Below are 21,677 nucleotides of genomic sequence, written 5' to 3' on the forward strand. Positions count from 1 at the left end.
CATGGAAACGCACGGAAGAAGGCGCCGGAGGCGGCGGTATGCCGATCCCCGGCTGAAGATCGGCGTCCTGGCGGCGGTGCTGCTGGTGCTGGCGTTCGCCGTCATAGGCACGGTCCTGACAAAACTGGGACCCGCCGCCAAGGACGTGGAGGTGCCGGATTATGTGCGGAAGGACTATCTCACGGTGAACGAGTGGTCCCGTCCCGGCACGGAGCTGGAGAAGATCCGGGGCGTGGTCATCCACTATGTGGGCAACCCCGACACCACCGCCCAGGCCAACCGCAACTATTTTGAATCCCTGTCCTCCGGCGCAGAGGGCGTCTATGCCAGCAGCCACTTTGTGGTGGGGCTGGAGGGGGAGACCATCCAGTGCATCCCCCTGACGGAGATCGCCTACGCCTCTAACGGGCGGAACGGCGACACGGTGTCCATCGAGGTCTGCCATCCCGACGAGACCGGGGAATTTTCCCCGGTCACCTATGACCGGGTGGTGGAGCTGACTGCCTGGCTGTGCCGGGAGTTCCGGCTGGACCCGGAGACCGAGGTCATCCGCCACTATGACGTGACAGGCAAGATCTGTCCGAAGTACTACGTGGAAAACCCGGAGGCCTGGGACGCCTTCCGGACGGATGTGGCCGCTGAAATGGAGGCGCAGAAGACGGCGGAAGCGGCGGATTGACGGCCTGTGGAAAAAATTTTTAAAAATTTTTCAAAAAAGGTGAAACAAAACGCCCCTTTGAATCGTCTTATTATCAGAAGCTGTGTGAAAGGAGCCATTCTCTGTGGAGAAAACAAGAGCAAATGAAGACCTGTGGCGCGTCTGGGTGGATACCCGGCGGCGGATCGTATCCTTCCATGAAGAGGAAGGCTGTCAGCTGCTGGAGTTCCGGAGCCGGGAATTGTTCCTGAGCTGCGTGGACCAGTACACAGGGATGCAGTACCGGTATCAATAAGTGGAAAAAGGACCGCCGTGGGCGGTCCTTTTTTTATCTGAGGTAGGGGGTGGGGTCATCGGTCAGGCCCAGCAGGTAGTCGATGCTGGTCTCGTAAAACCGGGCCAGGGCGATCAGCGCCGCGCTGGGGATGTCCAGCGTGCCGCTCTCATACCGGGAGTAGGTGGCCTGGGAGACGTGGAGCAGCTCCGCCAGCATCCGCTGGGGCAGGTCCTTGTCCTCCCGCAGGTCCCGCAGACGCTGATACATGGCCCACCGCTCCTTCCGTTCCCGATTCCGCTGTTATCATCAAATCACTTGAAACGTGATCAATTCACTTTTCAAGTGTCACAGCGCATGTGCGCTGTGACAGGCCGCGGACCGCGGTCTTGATTTGCATTTCATCGTCAATCGCTGTGCGCTTTGCGCACAGCGGGCATCACCCGCTTGAAAAAACGCATGCGATTTTTCAAGTTCATTGACCATATTCTAGGATATGCAAAAAATGCATATTGCATTTTATGCGATAATCGCATAAAATAGCAGAGAAAGGCAATCGGGCAGCGGGAGGTGAGCGGCAGTGGCCCAACGGAAACAGGAACCCCTTTGGCGCATTTGGGTGGATACGGAGCGGCGGGTGGTCTCCTTTCACGAGGTGGAGGGCGGACAGCTGCTGGAATTTTGCAGCTATGAGATGTTTCAGGCCTGCATCGACCGGTACACCGCCCAGCGGTACCGCTATCAGTGACAAAAAGGGGCGGTTTGCCCCGGTTTTCAGGAAAAAATTCGTCCAAAACGGTTGACAAACCACCGAAACGTGGTATGATGATTCGGTAATTGAACAGTTTGGCGTGGATAAGGACGAGTAACCCTTTGAGCCCTGCAAAGAGAGCCGCCGTTCGGTGCGAGGCGGAGAGGAGCGGAGGATGAAAATCACCTTGGAGCCTCCTGCTGAAAGACGACGCGAGTAGGTGTGGACGCGTGATGCCCGTTAAAGCATCGGCCCGTGACGGCGGGCGGTGAGCGGCCGCTTCCCGCAAGGGGAGGGCAACCGAGAGTGGTACCGCAGAGTGTTTGCAAACGCTTTGTCTCTTGACGGAGACAGGGCGTTTTTTGTTTTGCAAAGACCTGTCTCCGCCGGATTCGTGAGACAGGGATCATAAAAAATATTATTTTATTTTCGTATAGGAGGAGACACAGATATGGATTACAACAAGACCATCAATCTGCCGAAGACCGACTTCCCCATGCGGGCGGGCCTGCCCAAGCGGGAGCCGGAGATGCTGGAGCGCTGGAAGAAGATCGACGTCTACCACGAGCTGCTGAAGAAGAACGAGGGCAAGCCCCTGTTCAACCTCCACGACGGCCCTCCGTTCTCCAACGGCGCCCTGCACATGGGCCACGCCCTGAACAAGTCCATCAAGGACTTTATCACCCGGTCCTACGCCATGCGGGGCTATTACACCCCCTATATCCCCGGCTGGGACAACCACGGCATGCCCATCGAGTCCGCCATCATCAAGCAGAACAAGCTGAACCACAAGGCCATGAGCGTGCCTGATTTCCGCTCCGCCTGCCATGAGTTCGCCCAGCACTATGTGGACGTGCAGAGCGAGGGCTTCCAGCGGATGGGCGTCATCGGCGACTGGGAGCATCCCTACCTGACCATGAACCCCGGCTTTGAGGCCGAGGAGGTCAAGGTGTTCGGCGAGATGTACAAGAAGGGCTATATCTACAAGGGCCTCAAGCCCGTGTACTGGTGCCCCCACGACGAGACCGCCCTGGCCGAGGCCGAGATCGAGTACCAGGACGATCCCTGCACCACCGTCTATGTGAAGTTCCCCATGCACGACGACCAGGGCAAACTGGGCAGCTTTGACCACAGCAAGCTCTTCTTCGTGATCTGGACCACCACCATCTGGACCCTGCCGGGAAACCTGGCCATCGCCCTGCATCCCGACGAGAGCTACGCCCTGGTGAAGGCCCCCAACGGCGAGACCTATATCATGGCCGAGGCCCTGACCGACAAGGTCATGCGCATTGGCGGCTTTGAGAGCTACGAGATCGTGGAGACCCATCCCGGCTCCTTCTTTGAGAACATGCTGGCGGACCATCCCTTCCTGCCCAAGACCAGCCGTCTGGTGCTGGCGGACTATGTCACCATGGATTCCGGTACCGGCTGCGTCCACACCGCTCCCGGCTTCGGCGCGGACGACTATCAGACCTGCAAGCGCTACGGCATGGACATGGTGGTGCCCGTGGACGACCAGGGCAAGCACACCGATTACGCCGGCAAGTACGCCGGCATGAGCACCGACGAATCCAACCCCGTCATCCTGGCGGACATGAAGGAGAGCGGCGCCCTGTTCGCCGACCAGGATATCGTCCACAGCTATCCCCACTGCTGGCGCTGCAAGAACCCCATCATCTTCCGGGCCACGCCCCAGTGGTTCTGCTCTGTGGACGCCTTCAAGGAGGAGGCCTGCGCCGCCTGTGATGACGTCCGCTGGGTCCCCGGCTGGGGCATCGACCGCATGAAGTCCATGATCCGGGAGCGCAACGACTGGTGCATCAGCCGCCAGCGCCGCTGGGGCCTGCCCATCCCCGTGTTCTACTGCAAGGACTGCGGCAAGCCTGTGGTCACCGACGAGACCATCGCCGCCATCTCCGCCCTGTTTGAGAAAGAGGGCTCCAACGCCTGGTTCGCCAAGGACGCAGAGGCGATCCTGCCCGACGGCTTCACCTGCCCCCACTGCGGCAAGAACAGCGGCTTTACCAAGGAGGAGGACACCCTGGACGGCTGGTTCGACTCCGGCTCCACCCATTTCGCCGCCATGAAGCGGGATCAGGGCTTCTGGCCTGCCACCGTGTATATGGAGGGCCTGGACCAGTACCGCGGCTGGTTCCAGTCCGCGCTGCTGACCGCCGTGGGCGCCTTCGGCAACGGCGCGCCCTTCAAGGAGTGCATCACCCACGGCTGGACCGTGGACGGCGAGGGCAAGGCCATGCACAAGTCCCTGGGCAACGGCGTGGACCCCTATGAGGTCTTTAACAAATACGGCGCGGACCTGCTGCGCCTGTGGGCCGCCTCCGCCGACTACCACGCCGACATGCGCTGCTCCGACGCCATCTTCAAGCAGCTCTCCCAGAACTACCTGAAGTTCCGCAACACCGCCCGGTACTGCCTGGGCAATCTGGACGGCTTCGACGCCGACCACCTGGTGCCTGCCGCGGAGATGGAGGAGCTGGACCGCTGGGCCGTCACCCGCCTGAACGCCCTGATCGAGAAGTGCGAGCAGGCCTACCATGACTACGAGTTCAACGCCGTCACCCACGCTGTCAACGACTTCTGCGTGGTGGAGATGAGCAACTTCTACCTGGACATCATCAAGGACCGCCTGTACTGCGAGGAAAAGGACGGCGCCAAGCGCCGCAGCGCCCAGACCGCCCTGTTCCTGATCCTGGACACCATGACCAAGATCATGGCCCCCATCCTGTGCTTCACCTGCGACGAGATCTGGCTGGCCATGCCCCACCGCGCCTGCGACGACGGCCGGAACGTGGTGTTCAACGAGATGAACAAGCCCTTTGCCGACTATGCCCTCAGCGAGACCGGCATGATGCAGTGGTCCGTGCTGAACCAGCTCCGCGACGGCGTGAACGCCGCCCTGGAGGCCGCCCGCGCCGACAAGCGGATCGGCAAGTCCCTGGAGGCCCACATCACCCTGGTGACCGAAAAGCCCGTGGCCGAGAGCGCTCTGGCCGAGACCAAGGCGCGCTTTGAGAGCCAGTGGGCGGACCTGTTCATCGTCTCCGACGTGGAGGTCAGCGATGACGCCGCCCTGTACGCCCAAGGCGCCGAGACGCCGCTGGCGGGCGTCCGGGTGGTGGTCTCCGAGGCCAAGGGCGCCAAGTGCCCCCGCTGCTGGAAGCACTCCACCCAGTCCGGCAAGGACGACCTGTGCCCCCGCTGCGCCGCCGTGGCGGCGACCCTGCCCGAATTCTGAGAAAAGCCATGAAAGCCCGGAAGCATCAGCTTCCGGGCTTTTCTCTGTAATACCGGCAGGCCGGGGCATTCCCCCGCCGGAGCTTCAGGCGGGGATAGACGCAGTGCCCGGACCCCACCGGGTTATACCGGAACCCGAATTTCACGTAATGCCGCCGAAAATGTACGCAGGTCTCGCAGTTTTTTTCCATACATGTATCACCTCAAAAGAAATTTTACACCTGATAAGGTGTAAAGTCAATGTATCCAACAAGATTTAAAGCAGGATATTATTTGAGGTGATGTAGGTGAGCTATTATCCAAGATTACGAGATTTGCGGGAAGATGCGGATAAAACGCAAGACGAAATTGCAAAGCTATTGCAAACGACCCAACAGCAGTACTCCAAATACGAAAAGGGTGTCCAGGAGATCCCGGTCCACCATTTGATTACACTTGCAGATTTTTATAAGGTGTCAGTTGATTACCTGCTTGGAAGATAAGACCGGAGACGGATGTTCCCGGTCTTATTTTTTGTAAGTGCCCACTTACGGGGAATGAACCCCCATTTTCTTTTCGGTTGCGCCGAAAAGAAAACGGCCGTTCACGGTCAAAAGAAAAGGCGCTTTGGTGTCCACAGTTGGCCCCTAGGGCCAACTGTGGACGAGACGCGGGGTCCCAGAAAGAGACCGATGGAGGTCGAGGGCAGACTCTGCGTTGGGCGCGGGCACAGTCTTGCTGAATCTTTCGGTTTTTAGCCACGCGAATGGGAATTGCGGGAACGGGCAAAGACTGCAAGGACCAGCGGCTTCTGTCGCTGCCGCTCTTTGATTCCTTGCGGAAGCGCCTGCGTGTGGGCCTTATACGGGACCAGACATTGTTGAAAGCCTTTCGATATCCACCCCAAATTTGTACCCATGCCCTCAAATGCGGGCACGCACTCCTACCCTCGTACTTAGTCCAGCGGCCCCGCCGGAGGCCAATTTGACCGCCCAGGTAGTGTGTAGCGAAGCGGAACACACGGGGCCAGCGGTAAAAGCCTTTCATCGACCACCCCAAATTTGCACCCAAGCCATCAACCTGCGGCGGCGCAGTTCTAAACCCGTACCCGGTTCGGCGCACCCGGCAGAAGATTTCCGGGACTTGGTGGCACATCTAACCACCACCTCCCGTCCGGCCAACTTTACCCCAAAGGGGCAAAGTTGGACACCCAAAAGCACTTTTCTTTTGGACCGTGCACGGCCCGTTTTCTTTTCCAGCCGGAAAAGAAAATGGGGGGTGCATTCTGCGGTGATGCACCGCATCCCCCACGGCAAAGCCGCCCGCAGCAGTTGCAATTCCCGCTCAAAGCGTGTAAACTGGTCAGGAAATCGAAATTTGAGGAGAACCATTCATGTTATATGCCATTTTTGCCGCCCTGGCCATGGCCCTGCTGGCGCTGGACCAGTGGTTCAAGCACTGGATCACGGTAAACCTGCCGCTGGGGGAGACCATGGACTTTCTGCCCGGTTTTATGCAGCTGCGCACCGTCCATAACTACGGCGCCGCCTGGTCCAGCTTTTCCGGGATGCGGTGGCTGCTGCTGGGCGTCACCGGCTGCATCGTTCTGGCGGTGCTGTTCGTCCTGATCCGGCGGATCGTCCGCCATCCCGTGGGGCTTTGCGCCTGCTTCCTGATCCTCTCCGGCGGCCTGGGCAACATCATCGACCGGGCCCGCCTGGGATACGTGGTGGACATGTTCGACTTCCAGTTCATGAATTACCCCGTATTCAACGTGGCGGATATCTGCGTGGTGTGCGGCTGCATCCTGGGGGCGGTGTATTACATCTTCCTCTACGAAAAATACGACAAAAAGGGAAAGAACGATGGAGATCCTGACGCTCCAACCGAATAAGGAGGACGCAGGCGTCCGGGTGGACGCCTGGCTGGCCGCCCATCTGGAGGGCGTCACCCGCTCCGCCGCCCAGCGCCTGCTGGAGGAGGGGCGGATCACCTGCGCCGGAAAGGCCCTGGCGAAGAATTATAAGCTCACGGGGACCGAGACCCTGGAGGCGGTCCTCCCGGACCCGGAGCCGGTGGACGTGGCTCCCCAGAACATCCCCCTGGACATCGTGTACGAGGACGGGGACGTGATCGTGGTGAACAAGCCCAAGGGGCTGGTGGTCCATCCGGCCCCCGGCCACCCGGACGGCACCCTGGTGAACGCCCTGCTGTTCCACTGCGGCGACTCCCTCTCCGGCGTCGGCGGGGAGCTGCGGCCCGGCATCGTCCACCGCATCGACCGGGACACCTCCGGCCTCATCATCGCGGCGAAGAACGACTTTGCCCACCAGCACCTGGCGGCCCAATTGCAGGACCACACCCTGGCCCGCACCTATGAGTGCATCGTGGTGGGGAGCCTGCGGGAGGACGCCGGCACCGTGGACGCCCCCATCGGCCGCCACCCGGCGGACCGGAAGAAGATGGCGGTGGTATCCAGCGGGCGGCCCGCCGTCACCCATTGGACCGTGCTGGCCCGCTATCCGGGCTTCACCCATGTCCAGTGCCGCCTGGAGACCGGGCGGACCCACCAGATCCGGGTCCACATGGCCCACATCGGCCATCCGATTTTGGGCGACACGGTCTATGGAAACAAAAAGCCCGTTCCGGGGCTGCAGGGCCAGTGCCTCCACGCCGTGGGCCTGCGGTTTGTCCACCCCCGCACCGGGGAACTGGTGGAGCTGCGCTGCGGCCTGCCGGAGGAGTTCCAGGCACAGCTTCAAAAGCTGTCGAACAGACGCTGAAAGGGAGGGCTCCGGCCCTCCCTTTTTTGACAGCCCCTGAAGCGGAAACGTTTAAAATATGCAATATACACAGAAAGCAATCGATTACCTAACACAATTATGGCGATTTATATTGTTGACAGTGCTGGATGAGACTGCTAATATGATGGCGATCCCGCGGGGAACGGGACCGCCGAAATTTTTGTGAATAAGGAGGAAACGGGCATGGTTCGAGAGATCGATATCAAGAGCAAAGAGCAGGCGGAGAAGATCAACCAGCTGGCCTGCAGAGCGCCCTATGAGGTCTGGGTGAGCACCGACACCGTGATGCTGGACGCACGGTCTTTGCTGGGCCTGCTGGCACTGGTGGGCCAGAAAGCCCATGTGGTTGCCGAGGATGATGTGAATCCCATTGCTTTCGGCAAGCTGGTTTCTAAAATGAAATAAGCGGATGACAGGGAGAGCGGCGCCATGTGGCGCCGCTCTCCGCTTTTTTATATTGTGCTTTTTGTGGTTTTATGCTATGATACTTTAGTTAAAGTATCTATATTCGGAGGAACGATTTTGGAACGGAAAGACGTATTGGTCCCGGAGGCGGATCTCACCCGCCAGCGGGACTTTGAGAAGAAGATCAGGGCCATGTTTGCGGCCCGGGAGGCCCATCCCGCGGCCTGCGTGGACACCTTCGGGTGCCAGCAGAACGTGGCCGACGGCCAGAAGCTGATGGGGATGCTGCGGGACTGCGGCTTCACCTTCACGGAGGAGCCGAAGGAGGCGGACCTGGTGATCCTCAACACCTGCGCCGTCCGGGAGCACGCGGAGCAGCGGGTGTTCGGCAATCTGGGGGCCCTGACCCACACAAAAAAGGAAAACCCAGAGCAGGTCATCTGCCTCTGCGGCTGCATGGCCCAGGAGGAGCGGGTGAGCAGGCGGGTGAGGGAGTCCTACCGCCATGTGGACCTGGTGTTCGGCCCCCATGCCCTGTGGAAGTTCCCGGAGCTTTTGTGGCAGGTCTATGAGACCCGCAGACGGGTGTTCTCCGTGGACGACGAGCACGGCACCATTGCCGAGGGCATCCCCGTGGTGCGGGAGAAGGGCGTGAAGGCCTGGGTCTCCATCATGTACGGGTGCAACAACTTCTGCTCCTACTGCATCGTACCCTATGTCCGGGGCCGGGAGCGGAGCCGGGACCCCCAGTGCGTTTTGCAGGAGGTCCGGGAGCTGGTGGAGGCCGGGTACAAGGACATCACCCTGCTGGGGCAGAACGTCAACTCCTACGGCAATGATCTGGACCTTGGATATGATTTCGCAGATCTGCTGGCGGAGATCGATGAGATCCCCGGCGAGTATCTGATCCGCTTCATGTCCAGCCATCCCAAGGACGCCACAAAAAAACTCTTTGATACCATGGCCCGGTGCAGGCATGTTGCAAAGCAGCTGCACCTGCCCTTCCAGTCCGGCAACGACCGGGTGCTGCGGGAGATGAACCGGCGGTACACCAGGGCGCAGTATCTGGACCTGGTGAACTACGCAAAGAGCGTCATGCCCGGCCTGGTGCTGACCAGCGACGTGATCATCGGGTTTCCCGGCGAGACGGAGGCGGAGGCCATGGACACCGTGTCCCTGGTGGAGGAGGTGGGGTTCGACGCCTTGTTCACCTTCATTTACTCCCCCCGGCCCGGCACAAAGGCGGCGGAGATGCCGGACCCTGCCTCCCGTCAGGAGAAGCAGAAGTGGTTCGACAAGCTGCTGGAGGTCCAGAACGGCATGTCCGCCAGGCTCCACGCCGGCTATATCGGAAAGACCGTGCGGGTGCTGGTGGACGGTGAGAGCGACGACCCGGCATATCCCCTGGCTTCTCGGACCGAGGGCAACCGCCTGGTGCGGCTGAAAGGGGAGAAGGATCTGATCGGACAGTTTATCGATGTGAGGATCACGGACAGCAATACCTGGGCGCTGTACGGCGAGCCGGTCTAACGGGCCATCCATTTGCCGAGGGCGAAGGTCTCTTGAAACAGGGCCATGGTCTCTAAGGCATACAGGCCTGCTTCCGCCAGGAGGAACTGTTCCAGCGCCGCCTGCTGTTCCGGCGAGAGCATGGTTTCAAGGGCCGATAATGCGGATTCCCGGCTGGCTGAAGCCCTGCGGTGTTCCGATGTGTGGAGGTGCCGGGGAACACAGTTCTCCTGCACATAGGTATATAGGCAGTCCCATAGATCATCCATAAATGATTCTCCTAAAAAAGAATTGAAAAGCACATTTGGGTATGATTATAATAACATACCCGTTTGTGCTTGTCAATAGAAAAGAGGCCACATGGAATTTCATGAAAAACTACTTAGTCTGCGCCAGAAAAGGGGACTGACACAGCCGCAGGTCGCAGATGGCACCGGACTTAGTTTGCGTGGCTATCAAAATTACGAGCGGGGCTTGCGGGAACCGCAGCTGACTGCTCTGGTTGCCCTGGCGGACTTTTACGATATTTCTCTGGACGAGCTCGTCTGCCGGGAGCGGCAGCGCTGACTGCGGACTTTCCGCAGGGAATGAACCCCCATTTTCTTTTCGGTTGCGCCGAAAAGAAAACGGCCGTTCACGGTCAAAAGAAAAGGCGCTTTGGTGTCCACAGTTGGCCCCAACGGGCCAACTGTGGACGAGACGTGGGGTCCCAGAAAGAGACCGATGGAGGTCGAAACTGGATTCAGCGTTGGGCGCGGGCATGGTTTTGCTGAATCTTTTGGCTTTTAGCCACGCGAATGGGAATTGCGGGGGCGGGCAAAGACTGAAAGGACCAGCTTCTCTTTCCGCGCTCCGCGCTTCGCTTAGCGCTACCTGGGCAGTTGCGGCAGTGTGTTTTGGAGCCTGTTCCTCGACAGGGGACCAGGTAGTGTGTAGCGAAGCGGAACACACGGGGCCAGCGGTGAAAGCCTTTCATCGACCACCCCGAATCCGCACCCAAGCCATCAACCTGCGGCGGCGCAGTTCTAAAACCGTACCCAGTCCGGCGCGCATTTAACTGCCCAGGTAGTGTGTAGCGAAGCGGAACACACGGGGCTTGTTGCTGAAAGCCTTTCGCTGACCACCCCGAATCCGCACCCACGCCCCCAAATGCGGGCACGCACTCCTACTTTCGTACCCGGTATAGCGCACCCAGCAGAAGATTCCCGGGACTTAGTGGCACATCTAACCACCAACTCCCGTCCGTCCAACTTTACCCCAGAGGGGCAAAGTTGGACACCCCAAAGCGTTTTTCTTTTGGACCGTGCACGGCCCGTTTTCTTTGGCGCAACCAAAGAAAATGGGGGGTGCATTCCCGCACGGCAAAGCCGTGCACCCCCCGTCCCCGGCCCGTGGCCGGACAAGTCCCCGCCCCATGGGCGAAAGCTCTCGTCCCGCGCCCGCGGCGCGAAACCCTCCGCTCCAAAATATTTTTAACAGCTTGATAGTAGATAGAAAGATAACGAGGTGAGTTCATGGCGGAATTGACCCCCATGATGAGGCAGTATCTGAAGATCAAAAAGGACAACCCGGATTCCATTCTGTTTTTCCGTCTGGGTGATTTCTATGAGATGTTCGACGACGACGCGCGCCTGGCGTCTAAAGAACTGGACCTGACGCTGACCAGCCGGGACCACGGCAAGCACGCCAAGCCGGCGGAGGAGCAGATCCCCATGTGCGGCATCCCCTACCACGCCAGCGAGGCCTACATCGCCCGGCTCATCGGCAAGGGGTATAAGGTCGCCATCTGCGAGCAGATGGAGGACCCGGCCACGGCCAAGGGCCTGGTGAAGCGGGACATCATCCGGGTGGTCACGCCCGGAACCGTCATCGACGCGGCCTGTCTCGACGACAAGGCCAGCAACTTCCTCTGCGGCATTTATATCGACTCCCGCTCCGCCGGCGTGGCCTTCTGCGACATCACCACCGGCAAGGCACACCTCACGGCCTTTTCGGGCAAGGACCGGGTGGAGCATGTCATCAACGAGCTGGGCCGTTTTTCCCCGGCTGAGGCCATTCTGAACGACGGCGCATCCGCGGAAGGGGCCCTTGCCGCCGCCTTGACGGACAAGCTCCGCTGCCGCACGGAAAACGGCGGCGAGCGGCGCTTCCTGCTGGCGGAGGCGGAGAAGAATATCCGCAGACAGTTTGGCGAGGAGGCGCTGAAAAACCTGCCCGCCGGAAATCCGGCGGCGGCCATGGCCCTGGGCGGGCTGCTGAACTACTTATACGAGACCCAAAAGACGGATCTCTCCCACATCAACGATCTGGATTACTATGAGCAGGGCCGCTTCATGGAGCTGGACCTGACGGCCCGGCGGAATCTGGAGCTGACGGAGACCCTGCGGAACAAGGAGAAGAAGGGAAGCCTGCTGTGGGTGCTGGACAAGACCAAGACCCCCATGGGGGCGCGGTGCCTGCGGAGCTGGCTGGAGCGGCCCCTGCTGTCCGTCACCGCCATCTGCAGGCGGAATGCCGCTGTGGCAGCGTTGGTAGACAACACCATCAACCGGGAAGAGCTGATCGCCGCCATGACGGGCCTGGGCGATATGGAGCGGCTCATCGGCCGCATCGTCTACGGCACCGCCGGCGGGCGGGACATGGCCTCCCTCCGGGCGGCCATTGAAAAGCTGCCTGCCGTGAAGGAACAGCTCACCGCCTTCTCCGACCGCCGTCTGTCCGAGCTGACGGCGGAGCTGGACACTCTGGACGACATCGGCGCCCGCATTGCCGCCGCCATCTGCGACGAGCCGCCGTTTTCCGTTCGGGAGGGCGGCTTCATCCGGGACGGCTTTGACGGGGAAGTGGACCGCCTGCGGCACATCCTGAAGGGCGGCAAAAGTGTCATCGCGGAAATGGAGGCCAAGGAGAAGGAGCGCACCGGCATCCGCACGCTGAAGATCGGCTACAACAAGGTCTTCGGCTATTACATCGAGGTCTCCAACTCCTTTAAGGAGCAGGTGCCGGAGACCTACATCCGCAAACAGACCCTGGTGAATGGCGAGCGTTTCATCACCCAGGAGCTGAAGGATCTGGAGCATGAGATCGTGACCGCCTCGGAGCGGGTGGTGGCCCTGGAATATGAGCTGTTCACCAGGCTGCGGGAAGAGGTTTCGGCCCAGGCCCAGCGCATCCAGAAAACCGCCGCGGCAATCGCCGAGATCGACGCGCTGGCGTCCTTCGCCGCCGTGGCGGTGCGGAACAACTACTGTCGTCCTGATGTGGACGAATCCGGCGTCATCGAGATCCGCGAGGGCCGCCACCCCGTGGTGGAGCGGGTGCTGAAGGACAGCCTGTTTGTCCCCAATGACACGTTCATGGGAGAAAAAGAGGAGCGGGTGGCCATTATCACCGGTCCCAACATGGCGGGAAAGTCCACCTATATGCGCCAGGTGGCGCTGATCGTCCTCATGGCCCAGATGGGCAGCTTCGTCCCGGCGGCCCACGCCCACATCGGCGTGGTGGACCGCATCTTTACCCGCATCGGCGCGTCGGACGACCTGTCCGCCGGACAGTCCACCTTCATGGTGGAGATGACGGAGGTGTCCGACATCCTCCACCACGCCACGAAGAAATCCCTGCTGATCCTGGACGAGATCGGCCGGGGCACATCGACGTTCGACGGCATGTCCATCGCCCGGGCGGTGCTGGAATACTGTGCGGACAAAAAGCTGCTGGGAGCCAAGACGCTCTTTGCCACCCATTATCACGAGCTGACGGAGCTGGAAAACACGCTCCCCGGCACCGTGAATTACAACATCGCCGTCAAGGCCCGGGGCGAGGACATCATCTTTCTGCGGAAGATCATCCCCGGCGGCGCGGACCGCAGCTACGGCATCGAGGTGGCCAAGCTGGCGGGCCTGCCGGACAAGGTGGTCCAGCGGGCAAAGACCGTCCTCAGGGAGCTGGAGGAGGAAAACGGGGTCCAGTACACCGCGCCCCGCCGGGAGGCGGACCAGGTGTCCCTGGGGGCTATCGGGGAGGGCGAGGTTTTGGACGCCATCCGCCGCTGTCAGCCGGACACCCTGACGCCGATCGAGGCCATGAGCCTGCTGTATGAGCTCAAGAAAAAATTGCAGTAGGGCGGAGGGATCGACATATGGCTAAACGCAAGACCGCGACTTACATGACGGCGGGGGAGCAGATCGCCGGGGTGGTGTTCTTCGTCATCTACCTGCTGGTGCTGCCCTTTGCCACCGCGCCGCTGTTCCGCCTGGCGGGCAGACTGCTGGGGGTGTCCATCTCCAGTGCCATGCAGAATATCATCTACTATTACGTGCTGTTTGCTGTGACCATCATCATTTTCCATGGGTTTCTGGGCCGCACCTCCCGCCATTTCGCGGACAATCTGGGTGGTGCCTGCAAGACCCTGGTCATCGGACTCATCGGGCTGTACGGCCTGAACGAGCTGGTCTACCGGCTGACGAACCTGATCTTCACCAACCACACCAACCTTAACGACACCACCATCTCCGCCCAGATCGACGATGCGCCCCACATGACGCTGCTGATCGTCATTTTCCTGGCGCCCTTTGTGGAGGAGGTGCTGTTTCGCGGACTGGTGTTCGGCAACCTGAAGAGCAAGAGCCGGACGGTGGCCTATCTGGTGAGCTGTTTGCTGTTTGCGCTGCTGCATGTGTGGCAGTTCGCCGTGGTGAAGCAGGACATCACCTATTTCCTGCTGATGATCCAGTATCTGGTGCCCGGCCTGGTGCTGGCCTGGGCCTATGAGCACAGCGGAACGCTGTGGACCTCCATCGGGCTCCATGCCGCGGCCAACGCCCTGAGCGTGTGGACCATGATGCGGTGACCGTGAGAAAAGAGAGAAGAAGTTCCCTATGAGTTTTATTGACACGTTTTCCGAGATGCTGATCCTCCTCTTTGCCATGGCGATCGGCTATCTGGCGCACCGCCTGGGCTACCTGGGGGAGGGGATCGACGCCAGGCTGTCAAAGCTGATCCTGAACATCACCCTGCCCGCCATGATCGTCGGCTCGGTGGTATCCGGCAGCGCCCTTCCCGGCACGGCGGAGATCCTGTCCACCCTGAGGGTGGCAGCAGTATTTTACGGGATCCAGCTGCTCGCCGCGTTTGCCGTGCCCCGCTTTCTGGGGGGCACGCCCGGACAAAAGGGCGTCTGGCGCTACGGTCTGGTGTTCTCCAATCTGGGCTTTATCGGCTATCCCGTGGTCATCAGCCTCTTTGGAGCGGATAAGCTGTTTTACGCGGTGATCCTGCAGCTGCCGTTCAACATGCTCTCCTATACCCTGGGACCGCTGATGCTGGCGGGAGCCAAGCAGTTTCGGTGGAAACAGTTTTTGTCGCCCAGCATCATCGCCTCAGTGATCGCCCTGACGATCGCCCTGACAGGGGTCCGGGTGCCGGCGCAGATCGGAGACCTTATGAACTTTGTGGGGGACCTCACGGTGCCGCTGTCCCTGCTGGTGGTGGGGTCGCTGCTGGCGGGCCTTCCCGATATGCAGGCGCTTTCCGCCTTCCGGTTCTGGGCGCTTTCCGTCCTCCGGCTTTTGGTGCTGCCGGTGCTGCTGTGGCTGATCCTGCGGCAGATGGATGTCGACCCCGTTGTACAGGGAATCGCCGTCATTGAAATGGCCATGCCGGTGGCAGTTAATGGGTCGATGCTGTGTTTGGAATACGGTGGAGATACCGAGACAATGGCACAGGTCATATTCATAACCACTCTGCTGTCCATCGTCACGATCCCCCTGGTGGCGATGGTGCTGCTGTAAAATTTTTGATATCCAAAGGCGTGGGGAGATGCCCAACATCCAACAACTGGACGTCCGTGCGGCGGCGAGATGGCGGGGCGGTTTCGACGGGTTCCAGCTGCCGGAGACCCCATGATTTGACTTAAATTGTCCGAAATAAATTCGAGATTTCAAGATTTTGCCTGCGGTAAAACGCTTGGACGCTGCACATGCGGCGGCTGGACACTCCACGAAAGGAGAAAAACATGCCTCACATTCAACAATTGGACGCTCATGTGGCGGACTTGATCGCCGCCGGCGAGGTGGTGGAGCGGCCTGCCAGCGTGGTCAAGGAGCTGGTGGAAAACGCCATCGACGCCGGAGCCTCCGCCGTGGTGGTGGAGATCCAGCGGGGCGGCATGGGGGCCATCCGCGTAACGGACAACGGCTGCGGCATCGCGCCCGCCGAACTGCCCACGGCCTTCCTCCGCCACGCCACCAGCAAGCTGCGCACGCCGGAGGATCTGGGAAAGATCGGCACCCTGGGCTTCCGGGGCGAGGCGCTGGCGGCCATCTCCGCCGTCAGCCGGGTGGATATCCTGACCCGGCAGAAGGGCGCCGGAAGCGGCGCGTCCCTTCATCTGGAGGGCGGCGTACCCAGCCAGGTGGAGGAGGCGGGGGCGCCGGAGGGGACCACCATTCTGATCCGGGACCTGTTTTACAATACGCCGGCCCGGCTGAAATTTATGAAAAAGGACAGCGCCGAGACCGCCGCTGTGGCGGGATTGATGCAGCACCTGGCCCTGTCCCATCCGAATATCTCCTTCAAATTCGTGAAGGACGGCATGGAGGCCCTCCATACCCCCGGCGACGGAAAGCTGGACTCCACCGTCTACGCCGCGCTGGGCCGTGACTTTGCCAAAAGCCTGGTGCCGGTGGAGGGCCGGGGCGGGGACGTGGCCGTCTCCGGCTTCGTGACGGCCCCCCTCATGGGGCGGGGCTCCCGGTCCATGCAGGTGTTCTTTGTCAACGGCCGCTTTATCAAGTCCCAGCTGCTGACAGCGGCGCTGGAGGAGGGCTACCGCAACCAGATCATGAAGGGGAAATTTCCCGGCTGCGTCCTGGCTGTGACGCTGCCGGTGGCGGCGGTGGATGTCAACGTCCATCCCGCCAAGACCCAGGTCAAGTTCGCCCGGGAGCGGGAGGTGTTCGACGCGGTGTACCACACCGTGCTGGACTGCCTGGCCGCCAAGGGATCGCCCATTTCGGCCCCCAAGCCTGCGGAACAGGCGGTGAATCCACGGCAGGATTTCTTCCAGGCCATGGATGCCAGGACCTACCGGGAGCGGGGCGCAAAGCCTGCGGAAAGGACGCCGGAAGCAGGAAAGCCGGCGGCCTGGCCCATGGGGCGGCAAACGGCCGCGCCCCAGCAGCCGGCCCGGCCCGCCGAAAGACCGGCCGCCCCCCGCCCAAGCTGGAACACGGAGTGGCGGTCCGGCTCAAAGGTGGCGGACAGCGCGGCGGAGAAAACCGTGTACCGGACATCCCAGACGCCCGGCAGGCCCATCGGCTCCGCCCTGGGCAAGCCCCCGGCCTCTGTGGCGGCAAGGCCCGCGGAACAGGCGGCGTCTGAAAGGCCCGCTGTTCCCGCGGCGGAGGTCCCGGCCACGCCAGAGGCGCCGAAGCGCCCCTTTGTGCCGGCCATCCCGATGGAACAGCAGACCCTGGACCTGCCGGAACAGCAGACCATCGAGCCGGTGAGGGAAGCGCCCTGGCGCATCGCCGGAGAGGTGCTGCATACCTATATCATCTGCGAGAGCGGGGACGGCTGCGTCTGGCTCATCGACAAGCACGCCGCCCATGAGCGGATCAATTTTGACCGCATGAAGGCGTCTCAGGAGCCGCCGATGCGGCAGACCCTGCTGAAGCCCATCGCGGCGGAGCTGGAGCGGGAGGACGGACAGCTCCTGCTGGAAAACCTGCCGCTTTTGGAGCAGTTCGGCTTTGCCTGCGAGGATTTCGGCGATGGCGCCATTCTGGTGCGGGAGGTCCCGGCGGATATCGACGCGGCGGACGCCGTGGCGACGCTGGAGGAGTTCGCGGAAAACCTGCGGACGGGCCGGGACCTGGCGGAGAAGCGGGAGAACCTGCTCCACACCATGGCCTGCAAGGCCGCCATCAAGGGCGGCTGGACCAGCGATGTGTCGGAGCTGAGGGTGCTGGTGGAGAAGGTTCAGAGCGGAGAGGTCCGCTTCTGCCCCCACGGCCGCCCGGTGGCGGTGAAGCTGACGAAATACGAATTGGAGAAAATGTTCAAGAGGGCCTGACCGGTCCCGGAGGAAAGCTGGCTGGGGCCGCTTGGACAGAACGCCCCAAATACAGGGTGAGAAGGAGAATCAGCATATGGCAAAGGCGGAGGAGCGGTTTGTAAAGACCTATGCCCAGGGAGTGGTGAACATCATGGAGATCTGGGTGGACCGCAGGACTGGCGTGAACTACCTGTTCCACGCCAACGGCAATGCCAGCGGCCTGACGCCGCTGCTGGACCGGGAGGGCAGGCCAATCATCACAACGGTATATGGCGAGGACTGAATGATGAAACTTTTATTTGTGGAGTGCTGTATCAGCCAGCGGGGCGGGGACTCCCGCACGCTGGTTCTGGCAAATGCGTTTTTGGAGGCGTTTCGGGAGTCGTACCCGGATGCGGAGATCGAGACGGTGAGACCCGGGGAGATGAACCTGCGGCCCTTTGACCGGGACATGCTGAATGACCGGGACGCGCTGGCAGGCATCGGCGCCTTTGACGCGCCGGTGTTCGATCTGGCCCGGCAGTTTCGGGGGGCGGATGCCGTGGTGGTGGCCGCGCCCTTCTGGGACCTGAGTTTTCCGGCGGTCCTGCGGACCTATATCGAATATATCTCCGCCAACGGCCTGACGTACCACTATGAGGCGGACGGCTGCCACGGCGACTGCCGGGCGGAGCGTCTGGTGTATCTCACCAGCGGCGGAGACGCGGAGCGGGAGGACAGTCTGGGCGTGCTGTACTGGCGGCAGCTGTGCGGCATGTTCGGCATCGGACAGTTCGACTACGTGTTCGCCGGGGGATTGGACCTGGACCCCGCCGGGGCGCCGGAGCTGCTGGCCGCCGCCTGTGATCTGGCGCGGAAGCTGGCGAGGACTTTTAAAGGGACGCGGGGATGAGGCCGGAAAACCCGGATGAGGAAAGATAACGGAGGGAGACCATGGCACCAAAGATCGTCTGTGTCGTCGGGCCGACGGCCTGCGGAAAAACGACACTGGGCGTTTTACTGGCAAAAAGATTCAACGGAGAAGTGGTCTCCGCCGACTCCATGCAGATCTACCGGGGCATGACCATCGGCACCGCCGCGCCCACGGAGGCGGAAATGGACGGCGTGCCCCACCATATGGTCGCCGTGGCGGACCCGGCGGAGCAGTGGTCCGCTGCCCGCTACGCCGAAATGGCCACGCCCATCATCGATGACATCCTGGCCCGGGGAAAGCTGCCCATCCTGGTGGGCGGCACCGGGCTGTGGCTGGACGCGGTGGTGAAGGGCCACGGATTTGCAGGCGGACACGCCGGCGGACAGGTCCGCCGCGAACTTCAGCGGCGGCTGGAGCAGGAGGGGATCCAGCCCCTGCTGGCGGAACTGCGGCAGGTGGACCCCGCGTCGGCGGAGCGGCTGCACCCGGCGGATGAAAAGCGCATCCTCCGGGCGCTGGAGGTGTATTTGGAGACGGGCAGGACCATCACAGCCCACAACGAGGAGACCAAAGGGCTCCCGCCCCGGTATAACGCCGTCTGGCTCGGCCTGCAATTTGAGGACCGGGCGGACATGCGGGACCTGATCAGCCGCCGGGTGGACAGGATGGTGGAGGAGGGGCTGCTGGAGGAGGTCCGGGGCCTGCTGGAAAGCGGCCTGCCCCGGAATGCGACGGCCCTCCAGGCCATCGGCTATAAAGAGTTTTTAGGGGTCCTGGACGGCACTGCCACAGAGGCGGAGGCTATCGAGGAGGTAAAGCTCCGCTCCCGGCAGTACGCCAAGCGCCAGCTGACCTGGCTGCGGAGGAATCCGGATATCCACTGGATTTTTTGGAAAAAAGAGCGGGATTTTGCGCGGGCCATACAGGTTTCGACGGAAATCCTGGCCGCTGCGGGCGTATCCTAGCCCTGGGGACCTAACAATCACTGAGGCCCTGGGGCGGGCGGTACATAGCAGAAGATCGTCCGGCCGAAAAAGAAAAAAGGAGCGGACGACATGCAGACAAAAGCAAATTTACAGGACATTTTTCTCCTCCAGGCCAAACGGGACAAGCTTCCCGTGACCATGTTTTTGATGAACGGCTTCCAAATGCGGGGCGTCATCACAGGCTTTGACGCCTTCGTGGTCATCCTGGACAGCGACGGCAGACAGCAGGTGATCTACAAGCACGCGATCTCTACCATAGCTCCCATCAGGCCCGTGGACCTGACAGGGGATGAGGCTGTCTGACGGCGCGGAAGCGAAAGCGGACCGCCGCGAAGCGGCGCCAAGCATCTTGCGGAGCAAGATCTTGAAATCGGCAGGCTCCGCCTGACGATTTGAGTGAAATGCGGGGTCCCCATCCAATGGCTGCATTGGGTGGGGCGGCAGACAGCAGGTGATCTATAAGCATGCGATCTCCACCATAGCGCCCATCAGGCCCGTGGACCTGATGGGGGATGAGGCTGTCTGACGGCGCGGGAGCGAAAGCGGACCGCCGCAAAGCGGCATCAAGCATCTTGCGGAGCAAGATCTTGAAATCGGCAGGCTCCGCCTGACGATTTGAGTGAGATGCGGGGGCCCCATCCAATGGCCGCATTGGATGGGGCGGCAGACAGCAGGTGATCTGCAAGCACGCGATCTCCACCATAGCGCCCATCAGGCCCGTGGACCTGACAGAGAATATTCCATAAAACATGCATTTTCCCCCGGGGGAGGGTGCGCATGATAAAAGGCAGTTTGTGTGATGAAAAATAACTCTCTTGGAATAAAAATACTGATGGCCCTCATCATGATGGCTGCGCTGGCGTATTTCGGCATTCAGGCGTTTCTCTATTTCAGCGACCCGCTGACCACCACGCTGGCGTACAGCTATCAGGTGGAGGAGGGCATCGACCTCTCCGGCTACGTGGTGCGCAGTGAACAGGTGCTTGCAGACGACGCCGGGGGCCTGATACAGATCCAAAAGGCGGAGGGAGAGCGGGTCTCCTCCGGCGGGGTGATCGCCACGGCCTATGCGGACCAGGCGTCTCTGGACCGCCAGAATGAGATCAACGCCCTTGCCACGCAGGTGGAGCAGCTGGAGTACGCCCAGGACGCGGCGCTGGGAGCGGAGGTATCCCTGAAGCTGGACGCGCAGATCATGCAGAGCCTGCTGGGATACCGGCAGGCCCTGGCGGAGGATCGCCTGGACTCGGCGGAGAAGCGCGGCGGTGAACTGCGGACCCTGGTGATGAAGCGGGACTACACGTACTCCGATACGGAGGACCTCTCCGCGCAGATCGAGACGCTGAAAGCCCAGCTCAAGGACCTGCGGTCCCAGTCGGCCGGCTCCGTGCGGCGGATCACCGCGCCGGCGGCGGGACTGTTCTCCGCTGTAGTGGACGGGTATGAGACCGTCCTGACGCCGGAGGCGCTGCCGGAGCTGACGCCGTCAAAGCTGGCGGCCATGCAGGCCGACGGGTCAGTGCACTCCGATTTGGGCAAGCTGATCCTGGGAGACAGCTGGTATTATGCGGCGGCCATCTCCGCCGAGGACGCGAAGGAGCTGAAGAAGACCAGCGGCCTGAGCCTGCACTTTGCCAAAAGCATCGAGCGGAGCCTGGATGTGACATTGGACAGCGTGGGTCCGGAGGAGAACGGCCGGGTCGTGGCGGTTTTCAAGGGCCGGACCTACCTGCCGGAGCTGACGCTGCTGCGCCAGCAGAGCGCCATGGTCGTCACCAGGACCATCGAGGGGATCCGGGTGCCCAAGGAAGCGCTGCGCATGCGGGCGGAGACGGTGGAAAATGAGGACGGCACCACAAAAGAGGTGCAGGTCACCGGCATCTACTGTGTCTATGGCAGAGAGGCCCTTTTCAAACCGGTGGAAGTGCTGTATAACGGAGACGGCTTTGTCCTGGTCCGGGCCGCCGGGCCGGAGGGGAAGGAGAAGCTCCGGCTCCGGCCCGGCGACGAGGTGATCGTCACGGCCGTGGACCTGTACGATGGAAAAGTTTTAGCATAACGGAGATAGAACAAGATTCAGAAGGGAA

23 protein-coding genes are annotated in these 21,677 nt (G+C 61.4%); 20 read left to right on the plus strand and 3 right to left on the minus strand.

Features of this window, described 5'->3' with window-relative positions:
• Position 1 precedes the first annotated feature (1 nt).
• Positions 2-679 carry an N-acetylmuramoyl-L-alanine amidase family protein gene (locus tag Q0Z71_RS07585; protein ID WP_298020359.1) on the plus strand — a complete coding sequence of 226 codons (678 nt, stop codon included), beginning with the start codon at positions 2-4 and terminating at the stop codon, positions 677-679.
• Positions 680-782: 103 nt separating this feature from the next.
• Complete coding sequence (locus Q0Z71_RS07590; protein WP_298020362.1) at positions 783-953, plus strand: hypothetical protein; 171 nt, start codon at positions 783-785, stop codon at positions 951-953.
• Between the two features lie 33 nt (positions 954-986).
• Here Q0Z71_RS07590 and Q0Z71_RS07595 read toward each other — a convergent pair whose 3' ends face one another.
• Positions 987-1,202, minus strand: a complete 216-nt coding sequence (locus Q0Z71_RS07595) for a helix-turn-helix domain-containing protein (RefSeq protein WP_298020364.1) — start codon at positions 1,200-1,202, stop codon at positions 987-989.
• A 310-nt stretch (positions 1,203-1,512) separates the two neighbouring features.
• Here Q0Z71_RS07595 and Q0Z71_RS07600 point away from each other — a divergent pair, with 310 nt between their 5' ends.
• Both Q0Z71_RS07600 and ileS read left to right on the plus strand, forming a co-directional pair.
• Positions 1,513-1,680 (plus strand): hypothetical protein, encoded by a 168-nt coding sequence (locus tag Q0Z71_RS07600; protein ID WP_298020367.1) that lies wholly within the window; start codon positions 1,513-1,515, stop codon positions 1,678-1,680.
• A gap of 454 nt (positions 1,681-2,134) precedes the next feature.
• Positions 2,135-4,939: an isoleucine--tRNA ligase gene (gene ileS, locus Q0Z71_RS07605; protein WP_298020371.1), complete on the plus strand. Its 2,805-nt coding sequence runs from the start codon at positions 2,135-2,137 to the stop codon at positions 4,937-4,939.
• 25 nt (positions 4,940-4,964) lie between these two features.
• Here ileS and Q0Z71_RS07610 read toward each other — a convergent pair whose 3' ends face one another.
• Entirely contained in the window at positions 4,965-5,129 is a 165-nt protein-coding gene (locus tag Q0Z71_RS07610) for a hypothetical protein (protein WP_298020375.1), read from the minus strand.
• Between the two features lie 96 nt (positions 5,130-5,225).
• Here Q0Z71_RS07610 and Q0Z71_RS07615 point away from each other — a divergent pair, with 96 nt between their 5' ends.
• From Q0Z71_RS07615 to miaB, 5 genes are all read left to right on the plus strand, one after another.
• Positions 5,226-5,420 carry a helix-turn-helix domain-containing protein gene (locus Q0Z71_RS07615; RefSeq protein ID WP_298020378.1) on the plus strand — a complete coding sequence of 65 codons (195 nt, stop codon included), beginning with the start codon at positions 5,226-5,228 and terminating at the stop codon, positions 5,418-5,420.
• Between the two features lie 890 nt (positions 5,421-6,310).
• Positions 6,311-6,811, plus strand: coding sequence for a signal peptidase II (lspA, locus tag Q0Z71_RS07620; protein WP_298020381.1), 501 nt, complete (start codon positions 6,311-6,313; stop codon positions 6,809-6,811).
• Entirely contained in the window at positions 6,783-7,700 is a 918-nt protein-coding gene (locus Q0Z71_RS07625; RefSeq protein ID WP_298020385.1) for an RluA family pseudouridine synthase, read from the plus strand. Before lspA ends, Q0Z71_RS07625 begins: the two co-directional genes overlap by 29 nt.
• Before the next feature lie 204 nt (positions 7,701-7,904).
• On the plus strand, positions 7,905-8,126 hold the full coding sequence (locus Q0Z71_RS07630) for a hypothetical protein (protein WP_298020389.1): 222 nt from the start codon (positions 7,905-7,907) through the stop codon (positions 8,124-8,126).
• Between the two features lie 117 nt (positions 8,127-8,243).
• Positions 8,244-9,656 (plus strand): tRNA (N6-isopentenyl adenosine(37)-C2)-methylthiotransferase MiaB, encoded by a 1,413-nt coding sequence (miaB, locus tag Q0Z71_RS07635; RefSeq protein ID WP_298020392.1) that lies wholly within the window; start codon positions 8,244-8,246, stop codon positions 9,654-9,656.
• Here miaB and Q0Z71_RS07640 read toward each other — a convergent pair.
• Positions 9,653-9,904, minus strand: a complete 252-nt coding sequence (locus Q0Z71_RS07640) for a hypothetical protein (RefSeq protein WP_298020395.1) — start codon at positions 9,902-9,904, stop codon at positions 9,653-9,655. The genes miaB and Q0Z71_RS07640 overlap by 4 nt on opposite strands.
• 91 nt (positions 9,905-9,995) lie before the next feature.
• On the opposite strand from Q0Z71_RS07640, the gene Q0Z71_RS07645 reads away from it, so the two are divergent.
• The 11 genes from Q0Z71_RS07645 to Q0Z71_RS07700 all read left to right on the plus strand — a co-directional run bounded on the left by Q0Z71_RS07645 (position 9,996) and on the right by Q0Z71_RS07700 (position 21,649).
• Positions 9,996-10,202, plus strand: a complete 207-nt coding sequence (locus Q0Z71_RS07645; protein WP_298020398.1) for a helix-turn-helix domain-containing protein — start codon at positions 9,996-9,998, stop codon at positions 10,200-10,202.
• A gap of 947 nt (positions 10,203-11,149) precedes the next feature.
• Entirely contained in the window at positions 11,150-13,756 is a 2,607-nt protein-coding gene (mutS, locus tag Q0Z71_RS07650) for a DNA mismatch repair protein MutS (protein WP_298020401.1), read from the plus strand.
• A 17-nt stretch (positions 13,757-13,773) separates the two neighbouring features.
• Positions 13,774-14,484, plus strand: a complete 711-nt coding sequence (locus tag Q0Z71_RS07655) for a CPBP family intramembrane glutamic endopeptidase (protein WP_298020404.1) — start codon at positions 13,774-13,776, stop codon at positions 14,482-14,484.
• Positions 14,485-14,512: 28 nt separating this feature from the next.
• A complete protein-coding gene (locus Q0Z71_RS07660) occupies positions 14,513-15,424 on the plus strand; it encodes an AEC family transporter (RefSeq protein ID WP_298020407.1) in 912 nt (303 codons plus the stop codon).
• 224 nt (positions 15,425-15,648) lie between these two features.
• Complete coding sequence (gene mutL / locus Q0Z71_RS07665; RefSeq protein WP_298020410.1) at positions 15,649-17,709, plus strand: DNA mismatch repair endonuclease MutL; 2,061 nt, start codon at positions 15,649-15,651, stop codon at positions 17,707-17,709.
• A gap of 76 nt (positions 17,710-17,785) precedes the next feature.
• Entirely contained in the window at positions 17,786-17,974 is a 189-nt protein-coding gene (locus Q0Z71_RS07670; protein WP_298020413.1) for a DUF6440 family protein, read from the plus strand.
• 3 nt (positions 17,975-17,977) lie between these two features.
• Positions 17,978-18,583, plus strand: a complete 606-nt coding sequence (locus Q0Z71_RS07675) for an NAD(P)H-dependent oxidoreductase (protein ID WP_298020416.1) — start codon at positions 17,978-17,980, stop codon at positions 18,581-18,583.
• Between the two features lie 41 nt (positions 18,584-18,624).
• A complete protein-coding gene (gene miaA / locus Q0Z71_RS07680) occupies positions 18,625-19,569 on the plus strand; it encodes a tRNA (adenosine(37)-N6)-dimethylallyltransferase MiaA (protein ID WP_298020419.1) in 945 nt (314 codons plus the stop codon).
• A gap of 90 nt (positions 19,570-19,659) precedes the next feature.
• The gene (gene hfq / locus Q0Z71_RS07685; protein WP_298020422.1) at positions 19,660-19,893 is read left to right on the plus strand and encodes an RNA chaperone Hfq; all 234 of its coding nucleotides are present in this window, start codon (positions 19,660-19,662) and stop codon (positions 19,891-19,893) included.
• Between the two features lie 124 nt (positions 19,894-20,017).
• Entirely contained in the window at positions 20,018-20,116 is a 99-nt protein-coding gene (locus tag Q0Z71_RS07690; RefSeq protein ID WP_298020497.1) for an RNA chaperone Hfq, read from the plus strand.
• 273 nt (positions 20,117-20,389) lie between these two features.
• A complete protein-coding gene (locus tag Q0Z71_RS07700; RefSeq protein ID WP_298020425.1) occupies positions 20,390-21,649 on the plus strand; it encodes an HlyD family efflux transporter periplasmic adaptor subunit in 1,260 nt (419 codons plus the stop codon).
• The last annotated feature ends 28 nt before the right edge of the window (positions 21,650-21,677 follow it).

This window comes from uncultured Dysosmobacter sp. (assembly GCF_947631635.1).
GTDB lineage: Bacteria > Bacillota > Clostridia > Oscillospirales > Oscillospiraceae > Oscillibacter.